This window comes from Brasilonema sennae CENA114, from assembly GCF_006968745.1.
Lineage (GTDB): Bacteria > Cyanobacteriota > Cyanobacteriia > Cyanobacteriales > Nostocaceae > Brasilonema > Brasilonema sennae.
Map to the genome: position 1 here is coordinate 5,996,450 of NZ_CP030118.1, position 21,472 is coordinate 6,017,921.

Sequence of the window (21,472 nt, forward strand, 5' to 3'; positions counted from 1 at the left end):
ATCAATTCCTTTAAACAGCTTTTATGTTTCAGCCAATTTGTCAGAGGAAGTAGGCAAGAAACCTCCGTCTCGCAGTTCCCTTACACTATCCTTAACAGCCTGAATAATGCAATCAATATCTTCATCTGTATGGGCTGTGCATAGGTAACCAGTTCCATTAAAGAGGAGAATTCCCTTGTCGAACAAATGATAAATTAATAGATTCATAGTTTGCGATATAGCAGAATTCCCCGCTTCTTCAGAATTCCTTGAAGAAGCAGTACCGAATAGTGAGCCAAAATTCGCCATTCGGATGGGTACTTCATCTTCTTCAAAGTAAGTATTCAAAGCTTGGATGAATTGTGATGTGCGTTGATTCAACTGCTCTTGAAGGGCTGGTCCTTGAGTTTTAAGATGTCTAAGAACCGCTCTTGCAGCAGCCATAGCTAACGGATGCTTACAGAATGTACCTGCAAAAAACGTTGTTTTTGCTTGTGGGTAGGAAGAATCTCCATAACTCCAGATACCCCCATCGATAGCATCCATATAAGCAGCTTTGCCAGCGATGACTCCAATCGGCAAACCCCCACCAATAATCTTTCCATACGTCGCTATGTCTGCTTCAACGCCAAAATATGCTTGAGCACCACCCGGATGAATGCGGAAGCCGGTAACCATTTCATCGAAGATTAGGATGATTCCTAATTCTTTTGTTAATTTCCTCAGCTGTTGGAGAAATGTTTTGGGCTGTAAGTCCGGTCGGCTATTTTGTACAGGTACAACTAGAACAGCTGCCAATTCTTGCTCATGAGCTTTGATCGCTTCTAGTGATTGAGGATTCCCGTAATCTAAGACTAAAACATCTTTAACGATATTTGGCGGTACTCCAGGAGCAATTGGCACTGCACGTAAATTTTCGTCGTCTACGCTTTGTGCTTTAACTAGCGTTCCATCAAAATGACCATGATAGGAGCCTGAAAAGATGACAATTTTGTTGCGATCTGTTGTTGCTCGTGCCAAGCGTATCGCCGTCATAACGGCTTCTGTGCCTGTATTACTAAATGCTACCCGCTCCATCCCAGTGAGTTCAGAAATTAACTCTGCTACTTCACCAGCAAACTCTGATTGCGGACCAATCTGTATTCCTTTCTCAAGTTGCTCTGTCAGTGCTTCTTTGATAAAGGACGGATTATGACCAAAGAGATTTACGCCAAAACCCATCATGAGGTCTATATATTCGTTACCATCAATGTCCCATATCTTGGAACCCAAAGAGCGCTTGCCAACAATGGGATAGCATATCTCCTTCATCATTAGATTGAACCCATCTGACGCTCTTGGGTCAGCCAAAACTTGGCGACAGGCTTGCGTGAGTTGTTTTGATGTTATTGTCCGCTTGGTATAGCTGTTAATAAATGTTTCTAAATACTTCTGTTGATATGGATTAAGACCTTCAGTGGATAACAATTTTGTGGTTTGTGTCGAATCAATTTGTGATAATTTGTTTTGTACTGTAGATTCTTGTGTCGCCATAAGAGCTTATATCCTTTTTCAGTTTAAATTGCTAATACAATCAGATTTGTTGACATTTTGATTTCCAACCCCTATGAATGATGAGTCGTACTTAGCATTGACAGAATTATGAGTATTTTTCGAGAGTCATTACACCTGAATGTTACGCTGTAGACCATCTATAAAACCCTTTTGAATTAGATAAGAAAAGTAAGTACTTAGTAACTGATTATTTATTGGTGGACAGACGATAGAAGTACCAGCCAGTCCATTAAGTGTATTCTCGCAGGCAAAATGTAAAACTGCTGATGGAGATGTTTTCTCTTCAGCATTACTTGACGCAAAAAATGGTACTAATGAATACAAAGGATGTTTCTGTGAACTTTTAGTCATATTGAGTAACTCTGCTCGCCAATCTTCATAAGTCATCTGCTTAATTGGATAGCCTTGTGAACAAATCTGGTCGATAAGCATACTTGAGTGCAGAAGCTGGGGATTAACTAAGTGAAAAGCCTTTCCTAGGGATTTTTCCTGTCTCGATAAATGGACGATCGCTTTGCTTACATAATCCACAGGAACTATGTTCTCCCTAATGTCCCTATCTGGCACACTTCCCAGTTGGATACAGCCTATTATTAATCTGTACAAGAAGTCATTTGTATTAAATACACCAGTTTGGCTATGTCCTGATATACGTGATGGTCTATAAATACAAACAGGAAGCCCTCGCTCACCCGCAGTTTTTACTAATTTTTCGGCAACCCATTTACTTTGAGAATAACCATTAGAAAGCAGTTGACCATCATCAAGACTATCCTGCTCTCGAACTAATTTGACCCCAGAATAACCAACTGACGAGAAAACACTAGAAGCAGAAATGAAATGTACGGGCTTTGCTTTGATTTTACTTGCCAATCTCAGAACCTCTTGAGTACCTAACACATTGGCAGCTTTAAGAACAGAGTATGGATAAATATGATTAACCCAAGCCCCATTATGATAGATGACATCTATTTTACGTTCCATTAGTTGAAATTGCTCCTCTTCTAGACCGAGAAGAGGCTCAGATAAATTACCGACAACTGGGATAATTCTGGAACTTAGAGATTCATTCCAAAGTGAATAAGCTTTAAGGCAGCTTTGCAGCTTTTGCTTGGATTCGTCAACATTTTGAGAACGCACTAAGCAATAAATATCTGCTTTAGTTTGCTGTAGAAGTTCAGAAAGTAAAAATGCTCCTAAAAAGCCTGTTGCTCCAGTTAATAAAATACAAGCTGGTTCACTCACAGATCCATTGAAAGTTTCAGGAAAAATTGTGGGATCTAAAACGGCTTCAGCATTGAGATCTACAAAAGTTTTTGAGTTAACTGTGGGACTGCTTTCATAGGAGCAAATGTTCTCGATATTCTCTGCTATACCTGCCACAGTAGGTCTTTCTAACAAACTGCGTAAAGACACATCTACCTGAAAAATTTTTTGTACCTTAACAAGAAGCTGAGTTATTAGTAAAGAATGTCCTCCTAAATCAAAAAAGTTGTCATAGATGCTCACTCGCTCAACTTTCAAAACTTCAGCCCAGATTTCTGCCAGCATCACTTCTACAGGGGTGCGAGGAGCGACAAAGATTCCTGTGAACTCTGAGCGCACCTGCTCAGGCGCAGGTAATGCCTGACGATCCACTTTGCCATTGGGGGTCAGAGGTAGCTCCTTCAGGAGTACAAAAGCGGACGGTAGCATGTAATCAGGCAACTTTTCTTCAAGGAAATGGCGTAGTTCAGTTATTGTCAAAGCAGATTCTCGCTTAAGTACCATATAGCCAACTAAGCGCTTGTCCCCTCGTACGTCCTCTCGCGCTATTACCACACTTTCCCGCACCTGTGGATGTTGACTCAGTACCGCCTCAATCTCTCCCAATTCAATGCGGTAACCCCGGATTTTAACCTGGTGATCAAGCCTGCCAAGAAATTCAATGTTTCCATCGCTCAGATAACAAGCTGAATCTCCCGTTTTGTACAGGCGCATTCCTGGGTGAGCATCGCCAAAGGGATTGGGAATAAACTTTTCGCTAGTTAGAGCAGGCTGATTGAGATAGCCTCTAGCCAAGCCATCACCACTGATATAGACTTCACCAATAACGCAAATGGGAACAGGACGCAAATCAGAGTCAAGTATATATATTTGCGTATTGGTAATGGGGGAACCAATCGAGACTTGCTTTCTAGTTTGTTGAGAATGGTGAGACAGCGCTGAAGGAGGGTTTCCCTCCGTAGGCGACTGCGTTCGCGTAGCGTGCGCTTTGCGCTTACCCGAAGGGCAGTGATATACACTACTCCACACTGTTCCTTCTGTTGGTCCATACTCATTAAACAGAGATGTTTCTGACAACAATTGGTAGTGACGTTGCACCAACTCTGTTGGACAAGACTCACCCGCAACAATAACACTACGAAGTGATGTTAACTGCTCGGATTTTGTCTCCTCCAATAGGAGAGCATACAGAGAGGGAAGGCTTAATAAATGGGAGACATGATTTTGGACGATTAACTCTACCAGTTTTGGTATCTCCAGTTGTAAACCTTCTTGGGGAAGACAAAGAGTTCCTCCAGAGCAAAGTGTCCAAAAAATACCCGCAACAGAACTATCAAAAGCAAACGAAGAAAGCAATAAGAAGCTGGTAACTGTTTCTTGGTAATAAGTAATACGAGCAGTCGTTGAATGAACTAGATTTTGATGTGCAATCTGCACTCCCTTAGGTTTGCCTGTAGAACCGGAAGTGTAGATGACATAAGCCAAGTTTTCAGGACACGTCTTGAGTGCAGGATTTTCCTCACTTTCTTGAGCAATTGTTTCCCAATCTGTGTCCAAGCAAATCGTTTGGGCGTTGTGAGCAGGTAAACTTTCCTGTAATCGCTGCTGAGTTAATAATACTGGTGTTTGGGTATCTTCTAATACGAACGCTAAGCGCTCTTTAGGATAAGCTGGGTCGAGTGGTACATAAGCTCCGCCAGCTTTGAGAATGCCAAGGATACCAACAATCATTTCCAGCGCTCGCTCAACACAAATTCCCACCAGTACGTCTGGTTTAACTCCTAGTCGTTGTAGGTAGTGAGCTATTTTGTTGGCACGAATGTTGAGTTCACCATAGGTGAGTTTTTCGTCAGAAAATGTAACGGCAATATTGTTTGGTGTGCGCTCTGCTTGTTCTTCAAATAAGCAGTGAATACACTTGTCTTGTGGGTAGTCAGCTTGTGTTTGATTGAACTCGACGAGAAGTTGATGGAGGTGGCGATCGCTTAAAATTTCTAATTCACTAATCGCAGCTTCTGGATGATTTACCGCACTTTCTACTAACTTGTGAAATTGCTCTGCTAAACTTTCAATATCCTTTGCACAAAACAGGTTGGAATCATAATGAAATTCTGTACTTAGGAAATCATCCCTTTGCCGACAAGAGAGCTTTATTTTGAAACGCTCAATGCAGGTGTAACGCTTGTAAATTGAAAATGCTATATTATCTGCAAAATACTTTGGCTCTTCTGATTCAAAATCAAAGCCAAAAGGTAAAAAAGGCAAATTCTCTGATTTGGTATCCGATGATATTTGTTCCCAAGTAAAACCCTCCTGCCATTTGTAGATAGATTCTACAGATTCATGAATTTCCTGTAGAATTTGACGAAACCGTAAATTCTCTTGTAAATCACAATGCAGTGGTAAGTATTTAGCGAACAGCCCTAATGCTTTTTTTAGTTCATCATATTTCCTGCCATCAACAGCTTTGCCAACTATCATCTCCGATTGTCCAATAAGCCGCCAAAGCAGAATCAACCAGCAAGTTAAATAAAATATAGAAGCAGATGTATTATACTTCTGGGCTAATACTTCGATTTTTTCTATTAGTTCAGGTTCAATTCTTGAAATTACTAATTTAGGTTCAAATTTTGGTTTTACTGAAATAGAGTTTTCAAAAGGAAGCTGGAACTTTCTCAAACCAGAAAAGTCTTGCTTGCTCCAATACTTTCTTCCTACTGCCGTTTCTTCTGCCTCAAGTATTTGATTTTGCCATTCTGAAAAATCGGCGTATTGTAGTGGTTCTTCAGATAGTTCATCTGGCGCTTGTTCGGAATAAAAAATAGCAATCTCTTTTACGAGATTATTCAGGCTTGCATGATCTCCGCAAAGAGCGGGCAAACCAATAAAAAACAGATGTTTCTCTGGCGATAAACTTATAAGAGATGTCTGTAAAATTGAACCTTGTTCATAGTCAAAAGACAATTGGTTAAATTGCTGAAAGATTGCCTCAATCTTAGCTTCTTGTTGTTGAGGACTCAAACTACAAAGATTGTGCTTTGTTTCTAATTTTAACTTGCGGTTTTTAATGACCTGCACTGGAAGAGTCATGCCAGGCAGACAAGGAAAACAGGTACGGAGTATTTCATGGCGATCGACAATATCTTGTAATGCCAATTCTAAATTATTTATATTGACATGACCTTCAATTAAAATTGCACAATTACTACGATAAGCTTCACTTTGATCAAGTTGTTGCAGTAACCATAAATGCTCTTGCTGAGGTGAAAGTTGAAACCCCTCCATACTTTCTGCTTGCATATTTATACCTCTGTGTCAATTAAATGCCTTGGGGACTATATGGTTCAGCCATTCCTACTAAAATTTTTCTTGGAGGGACAAATGGCTTGCGAGCATGTATTGATAACATATTGTCCAGCATCAATACATCTCCTTTTTGCCAGGAAAAGGTGACCATTTCCTGTTGATAAGCTTCTCTCAAATGAGCTAACACTGATGGCTCAATTGGAGAACCATCCCCGTAATATGTGTTAGTCGGTAAGTCTTCTTCTTTTAAATTTGTCAACAACGAATCGCGTATTGTCGCTTCCAATGTGGAAACATGGAAAAAAGTAGCGTGATTGAACCAAACCATTTCACCCGTTTGAGGATGCTTGATAATAGCTGGTCCAACTTGTCTAGTTCTTAAGCGATCACCTTGTTTCCATTCAACCTCAATTCCGTTGCTTTGGCAATACTCCTCTACCTTTGTTTTGTCTGTTGTTTGAAATACAGTTTGCCAAGGAAGACCAAATCCATCGCCAAAGTTACGCATGTACATCACTTTGTTTTCGATAAAGCGATCGCGTATGCTTTGATCAATACGCTCAAACACTTTTCGACAGCTACCAATTGGAGTTTCTCCTCCTGACTGCGCTGGAGTCAAACAAAAGAAGAATATTTTCAATGGAAAAGTAGGAGAATAAGCGTGTTCATTGTGAGGAAAAATACTTTGCTCGGCAGGGTAGTCAGTTGAAGTGTAAATTCTACCACCTACTTGAGTTCGTGGAGATGCCCGATAACGATACTCCATCGCTTCTCCACAAATAGCTGCAATGATTTGCTCAAATTCCTCTAATGATTTGACTTTGAAATCCCGAAAAAGTATAGCTCCATATTTTAATAATTCGGTTTTCAAAAAATCCCGATTGTTCTTAGCCCAGTCTTGCAGATTCACACCTTTTATGCTAGGCTTTATCACCAAAGGAAAGTTGGTTCCTGGCTGGAGAAACTCAGTTTTTATTAAGTCTTCTTGGGATATGTTGACAGCTTTACGTCTTACAGAACCTAGAGATTCAATTTTTGTCATAATTTGTATTTCCTTGTGCTTATAATCTGCTATTAGCTCTACGTTTAACGTTCATTAATTTTTTCTGTATAGTGCTTTCATAAGTTTGTTCTTGAGCAAGATTCTGCTGTTTGTCTGCTTCAGAGAGAATTGTTTTTAGCTCACTCAATTTTGCCTCTGGATATGTCGCAATCTTGCCTAGAAGCGCTTCAAAATTTCTCGACATCTGGACAACGCTGACTGTATCAAATAGGTCTGTATTATATTCCCATATACCAAATAGTCCTTGCTCTGTCTCGTTTAGCTCTAGGAGCAAGTCAAACTGTACTGTTTTATTTTCGACCTTTAGGGGGCTTATAGTCAGATCTGGAAGCTTCAAGGATGGAGTTTGGGTATTTTCCAAAACTAGCTTGACCTGAAACAAGGGTGAGCGGTTCAACTCCCGTTTCGGATTCAGAGCATCTACCAGCTTATCAAAGGGCAGATCTTGGTGAGCATACGCTTCCAGGGTCATTTCGCGGACTCTTTCTAATAACTCTAGAAAGGTAGGATTTCCTGATAAATCCGTACGCAACACTAGTTGGTTGGCAAAAAACCCGATTAATTCCTTTGTCTCGGCTTGGTTGCGGTTGGCGATATCAGTACCCACGACAATATCTTCTTGCCCTGTGTACCAGAAAAGCAAAGTCCCAAACGCTGCAAGCAGTATCATAAATAGGGTAATGCCTTGGCGTTGATTCAGAGCCTTAAGCTTCTCGGATAAAGTTTTGGGTAAGGTCAGAGATTCTCTTGCTCCTGAGAAAGTCTGAATTGCTGGTCGGGGACGATCAGTGGGGAGTTCCAGTACAGGTAGTTTACCACCCAGTTGCTGCTTCCAGTAAGCAAGTTGAGTTTCTAGTTGTTCTCCCTGTAACCATTGTCGCTGCCAAACGGCAAAGTCTGCATACTGGATGGATAGTTCAGGAAGCAGTGAGGGTTTCCCAAGGGAAAAGGCTTTGTAAAGGGCTGCTATTTCACGAATAAGCACGCCTATTGACCAGCCGTCAGAGATGATGTGATGCATTGTCAGCAATAACGCATGCTCTGTTTCAGTCTGGCGCAATAGAGTCACTCGTAGTAAAGAACCATTGGCTAAGTCAAAGGACTGTTGAGCTTCCTCATGAGCTAGCCGCAGAACTTCAGCTTCCCTCTTGTCTTTGGGAAGTTTTTGCAAGTCTATCACTGGTAGTCTGAAAGTCAGGGTAGGAGCAATAACTTGTATTGGTTGACCATCCACTGTAGTGAATGTGGTTCTTAAGATTTCGTGACGCCTGATGACTTCGTTGAAGCTTTGCTCTAGCGCCGCCACATTCAGCCATCCTGTCAGGCGCATGGACTGGAAGATGTTGTAGGCGCTATGACCAGGCTGCAAATGATCGAGGAACCACAGGCGCTGCTGGGCAAAGGATAGGGGAAATGAGTTGGTTTGGCGACTTTGGCATTTTATTTGTGTTTGTGAGACTATGTCCCCTTGTTTCTTGCTTAGCCGTTGTGCAAGAAGCTTAAGTTTCTCTGGGGAAAGAGCAGCAATTTTTTGGGAAAGATCACTCATTTAAACTTCCTCCCTTTATCAACTGCTTTTGCGAGACAAGTGATGAATTCACGCAATTTATTGAAATATCTAAGTAGGTGAGATAAACTAAATGCAACTCTTTCTAAGAAGTGTAAATTAGGATTTTACAAGAAATGTGATTACTTCACTAATAGTTAATGACTCATCTCCAGCTACTAATTACCCCTTCTTCTAGCGGTTACCAACCTGGTGAGGTATGTTTTTAAGGGTATTAACTCTGATAAAAAAGATTTAGGTGTACCTCAGTTGCTTAGGAAACGCCCTATAACAAACCAGTAGTAAATAAAAACCTGCCCAGCCAAGGAAATTCTAAAATCAATGGTAAGATTCTACCTTTTATTGGATACTCTTTACTAACATCTTGGTAAACTATTTCTGAACAATACTCATTTATAATGTTGCCGTTTAAGGAGACACTATTTTCAAGGTTTTTCACATGATGCCACCACTTTGATGGTATGTAGATAATTTCTCCTGGTTCTAGTATGACTTCTACTGGGTTAGCATTAGCATAAAGAGGAAAATTTTCTAAATTACCGTTAAAGTTTTCATCTTCGCCATAAGATAAAATATCCTTTGCGTCTGGTATTAAATTTGGTGTAAATAAGACAAATCGTTTACGCCCAGAAATGAGTGCCACCCATCCAGGCATACCCAAGAAATCAAAGTGAAGACCTATCGATGTATCTTTAGCTCCTACATAGATACTATAGAAATTCAAGTAATATTTTTTGACAAGCTTTTGTGGTAGCCTTTGTAACCAATCGCGAAAGTAAACAGGAACTTTGTAATCCTCATAAAGTTTAGGATTAGAAGAAAGATTCAAGTCTCGCAAGTATAAAAATTTTTCGTTTTTATCAGTATTTATGCGTTCCAAGTACTCAGCAACAGTCATGTCCACCCGAGTCTGATTCCTAACATCTGTTACAAGGAAATTGCTTGAACCGTACTCTGACCTAAAAAAATCTGCAGTCCACTTTGTTGTAGCTTTCCAATCTTTCATTGCGTCAGTGATGATGACAGGTTTGCCAACAGATGCATACTCCCGTATAAACTCCTCATACGAGAGATTACTGCGACGTTCAACACAAGAAATTGGCGTCCATACCAACTTATATTTGTTCTTGCGCCATATCCTCTTAAGCAGATAGACGACTAAGCTGGTAACAACAATCAACGTAATTGTGACAAAACTCAACCCAATAATGTTTGAGAAAGAAAGCATAGTCATGTCAAATCCATTCAATTACTTAGTTTTCCAAAGCAAGTATTGTAAGTACCTCATCCTCCGATAGTTGCTCAATGTCCGCTAAGGCTTGAGCCAGTGCTTCGTCATCAGTCTGCTGAGCCAATTTTTGTACAATAACCTCAGCCAGTTCAGCTACAGTAGGTGAATCGAAGAAATTTTTATAAGGCAGTTCTATCTGGAAAGTTTTACATAGCTGAGAAACAAGCTGAGTGGCAAACAAAGAGTCTCCTCCCAACTCAAAAAAGTTGTCATGAATGCCTAAGAGTTCAATACCTAAAAGTTGTTGCCAAATATCAACTAGAGTGCGTTCCACCTCGTTACGAGGAGCAACATAAGCATTTGCCAGATTAGGGCGCTTGTGAGTTGATTTCGCTCGACTCACAAGCGCTAATTGCTCTTCCAAAGACTTGACAGATTTCTTCGGCTGAATCTTAGTCAGAAAATCTTGTGTTGATACTATTAGCTGAGGTACTGTACTATTGTGCAGAATACGTCTAAACGCCTCAATGCCTTCTTCATAGGTCATTCCTGCCGTCAGATCTTCCCCTGTTATCTCCTTATGCCGTGCTTCAACGGCAGCTGCCATGCCTATGCTGTTCCATCTGTCCCAGTTTATAGATTTAGTAAAAGTGCCATTTTGAGAAGCGCTGTAGTGAGCGAAGGCGTCAAGGAAGGCATTTTCAGCCGTATAATCCATCATCCCCGGTGTACCCTGAAATGAAGAAAGTGATGAACACATGACAAAGAAGTCCAGTTCTGTATCTTTGAAAACAGTTTCTAGTACTCGTGTTCCTCTCACTTTTGGAGCTAAAGCACTGGCTGCGGCTTCTTTTGTTGTTAATTGAATCATACCTCCCCCGTAAACTCCAGCTGCATGGATCACCCCGTGGATCTGACCAAATTGGTGATTGACTTGTTTAAGTACTACAGACATTTGTTCAAGATTGGCAACATCGGCGCTGACTACCATAATCTGGGCACCCAACGCCTCAAGTGCCTGCAACTTCTGAATCTTAAGGCTGACGCTATCGTGCTGATCATGAGTGGATAACCATTGTGACCATTCGTCTCGATCAGGAAAAGGCGATCGCCCTATCAATACTAGTTTTGCCTGTACTGTTTGTGCCAGATATTCTGCCAGCGCTAGACCAACGCCTCCTAATCCACCTGTGATCAGATATAGTCCCTGTTCTCTTAATCGGGTTTTCTCAAAAGAACCTCCTTCCAATCGGACAGGTTGAAAGTCTTGCACCCAGCGATGAGTACCACGGTAAGCTATAACTTGGTCAGATGTTTGGGTTATTAGTTCCCCTTGCAGCGCTTCTATAAGTTGATCCTCTTGCCGACTTTGTTTTGCGGGAATAACCACATCAATGCTGCGACAGGTTATATTCGGGTACTCTTGGGGAATTACCTTAACAGGTCCGAGAACTAATGCTTTTTCTGGGCAAAGCACCTCTGAACCTGTCACTTCCTGCATATTGTTTGAGACAATTCCAATTTCTACCGAATCTGTCTGATTATTTTCCCCAAGTGCTTGGGCGAGAAACAGCAGACTGTAAAACCCCAAAGCTTCAGCCTTATCCAAAGACTCAATTGCTGATTCGGCGTGACTATCCTGCGTAACACTCCATAAATGAACAATTGTTTTTGGAACCTTGCCCTGTGCGCGAAGTTCTTGAAGTAGGGCGTCGTAGTCATCCCGTTGTCGAGGGTTGATGGTATATGACAATTCCTTTTGGCTACTAAATTGCTCGCCGACTTTGACGGTAATAACATCCTGACCAGAATTTGCCAGTCGCTTCACCATTGTTTCACCCAAGCCGCACTCATCGACAAACACTAACCAGCAGTCCGACTGAGTTGTCTCAACCGCAGATTTCAGAGGCTGCGGCGGCATAGAGCGTTTCCAGGATGGGATGTAGAACCAATTGGCAATGTCAGACTTTTTGTCTAATGAAACTTGACGTATTTGGTCAGCATCTTTTGGCTCAACCAACGTGGTAAAAGCTGTAGGTGCCGAGAAATCTGCCGATGCTGAAGCTTGAGCTACGAAGACATGATGCTCGAAAGCTTCAGTGTTTGACAAAACCGCCACTTCAACAAACCCATGCTCTTGTAGTGCTTGCTGCCATTGTTCCTTTGACAAAAATGGATTACCTCGGCTACGTCCTTTATCCTCTACCGGATTCATAAGCAAACCGTCGGTGATGTCAAATTCTAATTGAGGTTCAGTTATCTCCCAAAGTAGCAGAAAACCTCCAGGAGCCAACAAAGAGCGAACATGCTCAAGGGTTTCTCCCATGTTCTGGGTTACGTGTAATACATTGACTGCTACCACTACATCAACGCTGTGGTTAGAGTACCCTTGCTCAGTTGGAGGTTTCTGAATGTCTAGGAAACGATATTCTACAAATGGATATGCGCTAAATTTCTCTTGAGCGCGGTTCAAGAACCAGCCACCGACGTCAGTAAAAGTATATTTTGTTTGTTTTGGCGGCAACACTGTTAGCAATTCTGTCGTAACAATACCCTGTCCACCACCGATTTCTAAAATTCTTAGGTTTACATCCGGTGGCAATAATTTCACCACCTGTTCCATGCTTGCTCGTATAATTGCTTTAAAGTAAGTATCCAAAAACAATTCTGGTTTTGAACTTCCTGCTGTTTTTTCTGCGGCAGAAAAGTACAACCCCAACGGTTCTTGTTCACCACATAGCACTGATGGCAGATTTTCGCCACATTCGGTGACGAGATTTAAAATATGAGGTCTATCTACCCATCTGATTTTAACTTCTTCTACCAGAGCATTGAGATAGTCTGTTGAACAGGGTACAAGGTTTGTATATAAATCGTCCTTTTGCTGTAGGTGACCTTGCTGTACCAGCACATCCAGCCAGCGACACAGCAATTGCTGATAGCGAGGAATAATATGATATCGTTCAAACAATTCTTCTAAAGAGTACTGATCGTTGGAATTGCTAAAAGCACCATTATTGCTTAAGGCAAGGTTGATGTAGGCAGTGCATAAATTATCCAACGACTGCTTATTTGCCAAATAAGTTTGTTCGTCAATTGATGTGATGCTAGCACAAGCTTGTACCTTACCAGCTTCTACCAGATATTTCCAGAGTTGGGTTGCTGTTGGTCTTGGCTGCAATTCCCCTAAAAGTTCTTGTTTTTGTCGTTCAATCCAGTAACGCTGGCGCTCAAATGGGTAGGTTGGCAAGGGGATATGATGGCGTTGCTCATTGGCATAAAAACCAGACCAATCTACTTTCACACCAAAAAGCCAGAGCCGACCCAAAGTATTGAGTAAAAATGCTACATCTGAGTGTTGTTCCTGCGGATGGCGGATCGAGGTTAGTACCACAAGGTCATCCACATGATGCTGCTTGGCAAAAGTACTCAGAGTTCGTCCTGGACCGATTTCTAGCAGGATGCGCTCATGTGTCTTGATCAACTCAGCTATCCCTGAGCTAAAGCGCACAGTTTGCCGTAGATGCTTGACCCAATATTTGGGATGTGTTGCTTCGGCTGCGGTAATCCAAGTGCCACTTACATTAGATACAAATGGAATTTTAGGGGGATTTAGTGTGACTTTTTGTAACGAATGAGAGAATGGCTCAAGAATTGGCTCCATCATTTGAGAATGAAAGGCATGGGAAGTATGCAGCTTCCGACAGCCAATACCTTTTTCTTGTAGCTTTTGATGCAATCGTTCTATCGCCCCGGTTGGACCAGAAACCACACAATATGCAGGTCCATTGGTTGCCGCTAAAGACATTTCCGTTCCCAACAGAGGTTGTACCTCTTGTTCGGGAAGTTGAACAGAGAGCATTTCCCCAGTGGAGAGTTGCTGCATCAATCGTCCTCGCTTTGCGACTAGCGCTAAAGCGTCTTCAAGTGAGAAAACTCCAGCTAAAGTGGCAGCTACGTATTCCCCTATACTGTGACCAATCATCGTCTCGGGATGTACACCCCATGCCATCCATAACTGAGCTAGGGCGTACTCAATGCTAAACAACGCTGGCTGAGCTACAAAAGTTTGTTGTAGTTGCTCTGTTGCCCTATCTTTTTGTGCTTCATTGGGATACAGTACATGGCGTAGATCAAGACCTAGATGGGGTTTGAGCAGTTCACAGCAGTTATCAACTGCTTGAGTAAAGATTGGCTGACTCTGGTAGAGTTCCCTACCCATATTCACGTACTGTGTTCCCTGACCGGAAAACATAAAAACGACAGGACGATTGGAAGGCTGCTGGTAATGAGTGAACACTCGTTGTGGATCTATAATAGAAAGCGCCTTCACTGCATCGTTAATGTCTTGGGAGACCACCATTCGGCGATGGTCGAAAGCTCGACGACCAACACTCTGAGTGTAAGCAACATCGGCGAGGTTTAAATCAGGATGCTGCTGGAGGTGAGTCGTTAGATTAGTTGTAGCAGTTTCTAAAGCGGTACTCGTCTTAGCTGAAAGCAGTAACAACTGCCAAGGACGAGAAGTCGCAGAGGTTTCAATAGCTGGGGCTTCTTCGAGAATCACATGGGCATTCGTCCCACCAATCCCAAAGGAACTAACACCTGCACGTCGGGGGGTGCCGTTTGTTTTCCATTCGGAAAGTATAGTATTAACGTAAAAAGGACTGTTGGCAAAATCAATCTGGGGATTGGGTTGTTCAAAATGTAAGCTGGGAGGTATTTTTTGGTGCTTGAGAGCTAGGACTGTTTTAATCAAACCAGTAACTCCAGCGGCGGCGTCCAAATGCCCAATGTTTGTTTTGACTGAACCAATTGCACAAAAGCCCTTTTTCTCAGTACTACTGCGAAAAGCTTGTGTCAGTGCGGCAATTTCAATCGGGTCTCCTAAGGATGTCCCTGTCCCGTGAGCCTCAATATAAGTAATCGTTTCGGGTTCAACCTCGGCAACAACTTGAGCGGTTCTAATCACCTTGGCTTGAGTATCTATACGAGGTGCTGTGTAGCTAACCTTGAAAGATCCATCGTTATTGATAGCAGAACCTTTGATGACAGCATGGATCGAATCTCCATCTGCTAGAGCATCTTCTAATCTCTTCAAAACCACAATACCTACACCTTCGCCGCTAACAGTTCCCTGTGCCTTAGCATCAAAGGCGCGACAGTGTCCGTCAGGAGATCCAATTGCCCCATCTTTATAAAAATAGCCAGCTTTTCTTGATGCAGAGATTGAAACACCACCAGCCAAAGCCATATCACATTCACCATTGAGTAAGCTTTGGCAAGCTAAGTGAACAGCAACTAATGACGTTGAACAGGCAGTTTGAACTGTATAACTTGGTCCAGTTAGGTTAAGTTTGTAAGAAACGCGTGTTGTCAAAAAATCTTTATCACTTCCAATCAAAAGTTGGAAACTATCAACAGAATTTATAAGATTTTGATTTGAATAAAGGTTGAAAAAATAGCTGTTTATGCTGGTTCCAGCGTAAACACCAATCGATTTCTCGTAAGTTTCAGAATTGTAGCCAGCATTTTCAATAGCTTGCCAAGCAGACTCTAAAAAGAGACGTTGTTGTGGATCGCTAACTTCTGCTTCTCTAGGATTAAAGCCAAAGAAGGAAGCGTCAAATAATTCTACATCTTCTAATACAGCCCGTGCTTTGACATAGTTAGGATCACTCAGGACAGCTTTTTCTATTCCTGAAGACAATAGTTCTTCATCGCTGAAGAAAGAAATAGATTCTACACCGCTTTGCAGGTTTTGCCAAAATTCTTCAACATTTTTGGCTCCAGGAAAACGTCCTGCCATGCCAATAATTGCTATTTCTGAGCCATTTATAGTAGGAGATGCTATAGGATAATTCATGACTCGTTGACCTCTTTCTTATTGACGATTGACTTTAATTTTTGAAGACGTTTCCTTTGTTGAGCCTTACCTGCTTCAATATTTTCAGTTTTAATATCAGTTTTATATGAAGATGATGTTGTTTGATTTTTTAATGCACTTAAGTACTCTGCTAGGGAGCTTATGGTTGGATATCTAAACATTTCGAGGATTGATACGTCGGCTTTGAATGTTTCACGCAATTGGCTATGAACCTTAACCATAAGCAATGAATGACCGCCGAGTTCAAAGAAGTTATCATGAATCCCTATGTTTTCAATATTAAGAGCCTTTTGCCAAATAGTAGCAATTGTTTGTTCTAGCTCAGTTTGGGGTGCCTGATAAACCGCTTTTAATTCGGGACTTGCTAAATCAGGTACTGGCAGTACCTTACGATCCACCTTACCATTAGGTGTTAGTGGCAGCGCCTCCAGCATAATAAAAGTTGCTGGCACCATGTAGTTTGGCAGCTTCGACTCTAAAAAGCGGCGCAGTTCAGAAATTACCAGTGTTTGCTCTGAGTGAGAAACTACATAAGCGACTAGTCGTTGCGAATCTGCTGAATCTGAGTAAACAACAACTACAGTTTCTCGCACTGCTGGGTGTTGGCTGATGAATGCTTCAATTTCTCCAAGTTCAATGCGGAAACCACGGATTTTAACCTGGTGGTCAATACGACCAATATACTCTATCTCTCCATTGGGCAGATAGCGTGCTAAATCTCCTGTTTTGTACAGGCGTGTCCCCGGTTGTTTGCTAAAGGCGTTGGGGATAAATTTTTCTGCACTTAGTTCAGGACTGTTCAGATAGCCCCTACCTATTCCCACGCCACCGATATACACTTCACCCGTTACGCCCACAGGAACAAAATTTAGATGCTGATCAAGCAAATAAATCTGGATATTGGCAATCGGATGACCAATAGGAACTATCTTGTGATCGGTGGCACTATTCTCTTCGGTATTGCTTTGGTGCACGCACGCCCAATAAGTGACATCTACTGCCGCTTCAGTTGGACCATAGAGATTGTGCAATTGTGCAGAAAGACGATGAAAAAAGCGTTTTTGAAGTTGTTCTGGCAAGACCTCACCACTCGCCATCACGCGCTTGAGACACTTACAAGTTTCAAGATTTTCTGCTTCTAAAAACACTTGCAGCATGGAAGGTACAAAATGTAAAGTAGATATTTGCTGCTGTGCAATCAAATTCACTAAATAGTTAGTGTCTCGATGTCCTTCTGGTCTGGCTACCACTAAAACCGCACCCGTCAACAACGGCCAGAAAAATTCCCAGACTGACACATCGAAACTGAAGGGTGTCTTCTGCAAAACTCTATCTGCTGCTGTTAATTGATAAGCGTCCTGCATCCAAAGTAAGCGATTGCAGATTCCCTGGTGGGTATTCATTGCTCCCTTTGGTCTACCCGTAGAGCCAGAGGTATAGATGACGTAAGCTAAGTTATCAGGGGTGATGTTGCAGACGGGGTTTTCTATCTTCTGATGGGCAATTGCTTCCCAGTCGCCGTCTAAGCAAACTACTTTCGCCTTGTGAGTTGGTAGATTCTCTAGTAGGTACAGTTGTGTTAACAACACGCTTGGTTGAGAATTTTCTAACATGAAAGCCAAGCGTTCCTTGGGATAGCTTGGGTCTAGTGGTACATATGCCCCACCTGCTTTGAGGATTCCCAACAGCCCGATGACCATTTCGAGCGATCGCTCCACGCAAATTCCCACCAGTACCTCTGGTCCTACCCCAAGCGAATCGCTATGCGACAGCTTCGCTGAACGCAAGTGGTGTGCTAGCTGATTAGCTCGCTGGTTCAGTTGCTGGTAGGTCAACTCTTGGTCTTCAAAAACTACAGCAATGGCGTTGGGTGATCGCTCTACCTGAGCTTCAAATAACTCATGGATGCATTGGTTTTGAGGATAGTCAACCTGTGTGTTATTCCAATCTACCAGTAATTGATGCTGTTGCGCTTGTGTTAACAGTGGTAAATCCGAGAGGCGCTGTTCGGGATGGGTGACTATACCTTCCAACAATATCCCGAAATGCTCCATCCAGCGTTGAATTGTTTGGGAGTCAAATAGGTCAGTACTATAGTCACACTCTACTAGAAGGTCACTGCCTGTCTCAACAATATTAAAGGCAATATCATACTTGGCGGAACTGGTAGGATTTTTCACCGATTCAACTTTGTGATCTAAAGACTCTACCTCAGATCCAGCTTTGTCCATATTAAATATTGTCGTAAGTAACGGCGCTCGGCTTGGATCCCGTGGTAAATTTAAATTTTTGATTAACTTAATAAAAGGATAAATTTGATGTTCATAGGCTTCCAACAATACCTTCTTGACTGAGGTAGAAAAATCCGTAAATGTTTGATTTCCAGAGACCTGAGTACGCACTGGCAATAGGTTAACACAGTGACCAACAAGGTATTCACTCCCCACAGACAACTGTCCTGCCGCAGCAATACTAACAACTATGTCATCTTGACCAGTTAATCGGTGTAGCAATGCAATATATCCAGCCAGGAGCGTCGTAAACAGAGTAGTCTTACGTTGGACACTCAAGCTTTTTAGATTTTTAAACAGGGATGTACCGAGTGTAAGACTTTGTCGAGCACCAGTGTATGTATTGACTGATGGTCGAGGACGGTCAGTAGGCAACTCCAACACTGGGACTGAATTCGCAAATTTATTGAGCCAATAAGCTTCAGCTGTTGCCATCTCTGGACTCTGTTGCAGCCGCGCTTGCCATTGAGCATACTCACTCAATTGCATTGGTTGTGGGAGTTGGTAAGCGATACCCTGACACTCTGCGGAATAAATTGCAGCTAGTTCTCGTAGCAAGATAGTGATCGACCAACCATCAGCAACAATGTGATGATTAGTAATAACTAGAAGATGATGTTGTTTCTCCAGTTTTACTATGTGAAAACAGAGTAATGGACCTTGTTCAAGATTGAAAGTTTGTTGAGCTTCTTGTTTGAAAATTTGCGATAGTTGAGCTTCACGTTCACTTTTCTCTAAAGTAGAAAAGTCGCTGAAAGAGATATCTATAATGACAGAGGAATGAATAAGTTGATAATCTCCTTGTGGGCTAAAAGTAGTTCGTAACGCCTCATGACGATTGATAATTCCCTGAACAGCCTGACGTAGTGCCGAAAAATGGAAAGATCCTCGCAGGTGGATAGCTCTGGATTCGTTATAAGCGCGGGAGGCTTCGTTACTCATCTGTGCTAGAAACCATAGTTCCTTTTGTGGTTCTGTTAAAGGAACTTTTCTCGACTCTGTGTCAATTGTTGAACTCGGGGAGGACGGTAAAAATTCCCCTTCTTGCATTTCTACTACGCTTTCTTTGACCGCTCGAATGACATGTTCAATATCTTCATCGGTATGGGCTGTAGATAGATAAAGAGTGCGTCCTTCCCAGACATAAACTCCTTTTTCCAACAGATAGTAGAAAAATAAATTACCAAACTTGAGAGGAGTTGAAGCAATAAAACGGAAGAGTGAACCAAAATTGACTACTTGAATAGGTACTTGCCTTTGCTCAAAGTAATTATTAAGAATATCGGCTAATTTCCTTGTTTTTTCAGATAACTCCTCCTGTAGTTTCGAGCCGCTATTTTTGATATGATTGAGTGCAGCCCAGGCAGTAGCCATGACTAAAGGATGCTTGAAAAAGGTACCAGCGAACGCGGTGGTTTCTGCTTGAGGATAAGACTTATCTCCATAGTTCCACATACCGCCGTCAAGTGCATCCATCAAAGCTGCCTTACCAGCTATAACCCCAATCGGCATACCAGCAGCAACGGCTTTACCATAGGTGGTCAAATCTGCTTGAATATCCCACAATCCCTGAATACCACCTGGGTGCATCCGAAAGCCTGTAATGACTTCGTCGAAAATTAATACAGTTCCTGTTGCTTGAGTCAGTTGTCTGAGTTGGAGCAGAAACTCTTTGGGTTGCAAATCTGGCCGACTGCTTTGTATCGGCTCAACCAGAACTGCTGCCAGCTCGTGGGTATGAACTTTTAAAATCTCCAGAGATTCAGGCTTTCCATATTCGAGTACTATGACATCATCGGCAATGTATGATGGAATACCTACAGCCTTAGGGATAGAACGCAGCGTTCCTTCATTGCTTGTTACTCCTCTAACCAATACCCCATCATAAATTCCGTGATAAGAACCAGTAAATAAAGCAATCTTGGAACGTCCTGTTGCAGCACGTGCTAGACGTATTGCTCCCATCACTGCTTCCGTGCCATCGTTACAAAAAGCTGCTCGTTCTGCACCCGTCAGTTCGCAAATTAACTCAGCTACGTGACCGCAAAGACGTGATTGTGGACCATGTAATATGCCTTGCTGAATCTGCTCTTGGATGGTTTGGATAACAAAAGATGGTGAATGACCAAATAAAAGCGCACCAAACCCCATTGAAATGTCCACATATTCGTTACCATCAACATCCCAGAGTCTGGCTCCCTCTCCACGCTGTCCGTGGATTGGATACAACATCTCTTTGAAGGAGGGAACAAATCCACTCACTGCTCTGCCATTAGCATGGTAAGAACGATAAACTTGGGTGAGTCTTTTAGACTCTTGAGTGCGTTGAACAAACCGTGCTATTAAATCATCCAAATGTTTCTGTTGGTGAGGACTCAACAGAGCCATTGCTTCTGTTTGAGTCTGTTGTGATTCAACAGTCTGATTTGTGGGTGGTTCCTGAGCTTTTGTTTGAGTCTGTTGTGATTCAATAGTCTGATTTGTGGGTGGTTGCTGAAACTCTGTCTTTATGGATGTAGAGGCTAAGTTTACAAAATGATTAGTTAAACTTTGAGTCGTTTGTTGTTCCTTTGTCTGAAAAGGCGTAGCTTGGATAGCTGTTGCTGAAGGTAGAACTTTCCCATAGGAGTTAGTTTTTTGCAATAGCTCAAGCTGTTTAGACATTAGCTCAAGCTGCTGTGCTATGACTTGTTCGAGAACTGTACCTCCCGCAGGTTTCTTATTTTCTTGCTCAAACTCGTGTGTATTGGAAACCTTGACAGTTAGTGATGGTTCCGTCTTGGTGATGAGTTCTTCCGCAGGTAGCTGTTGAGCTATGTGATTTGCTAAAGCATGAATTGTTGAGAAATCTTCCACCAGTAAGCGAAAAGGAACGTTAATATCAAGCTGTTCTTGAATAGCACGCTTTATTTGTAGCAGGAGCAGAGAATCAAGACCCATTTCAAGAAAATGAGTGTGAATATCTATTTTTGAGATCTTGACTCCCAGCAATTCAACAAAAATATCTTTGAGCTTGGATAGAATTTTTTGATGCTGAGAGTATTCACTGATAATATCTTTCGTTTCAAACATAGATAATTTATGAAATAATATACTCGAATTAGTTAAAAATCATTTTTTTTGTTAATTACAACATATATGTCTCTAATATATTTAACTGTTGTAACATGATTTGATTTTGTTTATTAATAATTTTTTCTATCTGAAATTCTGTCATACTTTCTTTTTTTATGACAGGCATATCACTAAAAGCATTTTTCTGAGATTCAACTAATAAATCTTGTGTTTTCTCTTCTCGTTGTTTGTGATTTTGATTGTTTTTTTCATA

7 protein-coding genes are annotated in these 21,472 nt (G+C 41.8%); all 7 read right to left on the reverse strand.

Going from position 1 to position 21,472, the window contains the following annotated elements; genetic code table 11:
- Positions 1 to 21: 21 nt before the first annotated feature.
- Positions 22 to 1,512: an aspartate aminotransferase family protein gene (locus tag DP114_RS25100; RefSeq protein ID WP_169263538.1), complete on the reverse strand. Its 1,491-nt coding sequence runs from the start codon at positions 1,510 to 1,512 to the stop codon at positions 22 to 24.
- Between the two features lie 129 nt (positions 1,513 to 1,641).
- Positions 1,642 to 6,099, reverse strand: coding sequence for a non-ribosomal peptide synthetase (locus DP114_RS25105; RefSeq protein WP_171977406.1), 4,458 nt, complete (start codon positions 6,097 to 6,099; stop codon positions 1,642 to 1,644).
- Positions 6,100 to 6,118: 19 nt separating this feature from the next.
- Positions 6,119 to 7,147: a TauD/TfdA family dioxygenase gene (locus DP114_RS25110; protein WP_171977407.1), complete on the reverse strand. Its 1,029-nt coding sequence runs from the start codon at positions 7,145 to 7,147 to the stop codon at positions 6,119 to 6,121.
- A gap of 19 nt (positions 7,148 to 7,166) precedes the next feature.
- Positions 7,167 to 8,717, reverse strand: a complete 1,551-nt coding sequence (locus DP114_RS25115) for a condensation domain-containing protein (RefSeq protein WP_171977408.1) — start codon at positions 8,715 to 8,717, stop codon at positions 7,167 to 7,169.
- A gap of 283 nt (positions 8,718 to 9,000) precedes the next feature.
- Positions 9,001 to 9,969 carry a cupin-like domain-containing protein gene (locus DP114_RS25120; protein WP_169263542.1) on the reverse strand — a complete coding sequence of 323 codons (969 nt, stop codon included), beginning with the start codon at positions 9,967 to 9,969 and terminating at the stop codon, positions 9,001 to 9,003.
- 19 nt (positions 9,970 to 9,988) lie between these two features.
- Positions 9,989 to 15,832: a type I polyketide synthase gene (locus DP114_RS25125; RefSeq protein WP_171977409.1), complete on the reverse strand. Its 5,844-nt coding sequence runs from the start codon at positions 15,830 to 15,832 to the stop codon at positions 9,989 to 9,991.
- Positions 15,829 to 21,216: a non-ribosomal peptide synthetase gene (locus DP114_RS25130; protein ID WP_171977410.1), complete on the reverse strand. Its 5,388-nt coding sequence runs from the start codon at positions 21,214 to 21,216 to the stop codon at positions 15,829 to 15,831. The genes DP114_RS25125 and DP114_RS25130 overlap by 4 nt, the downstream gene beginning before the upstream one ends.
- Between the last annotated feature and the right edge of the window lie 256 nt (positions 21,217 to 21,472).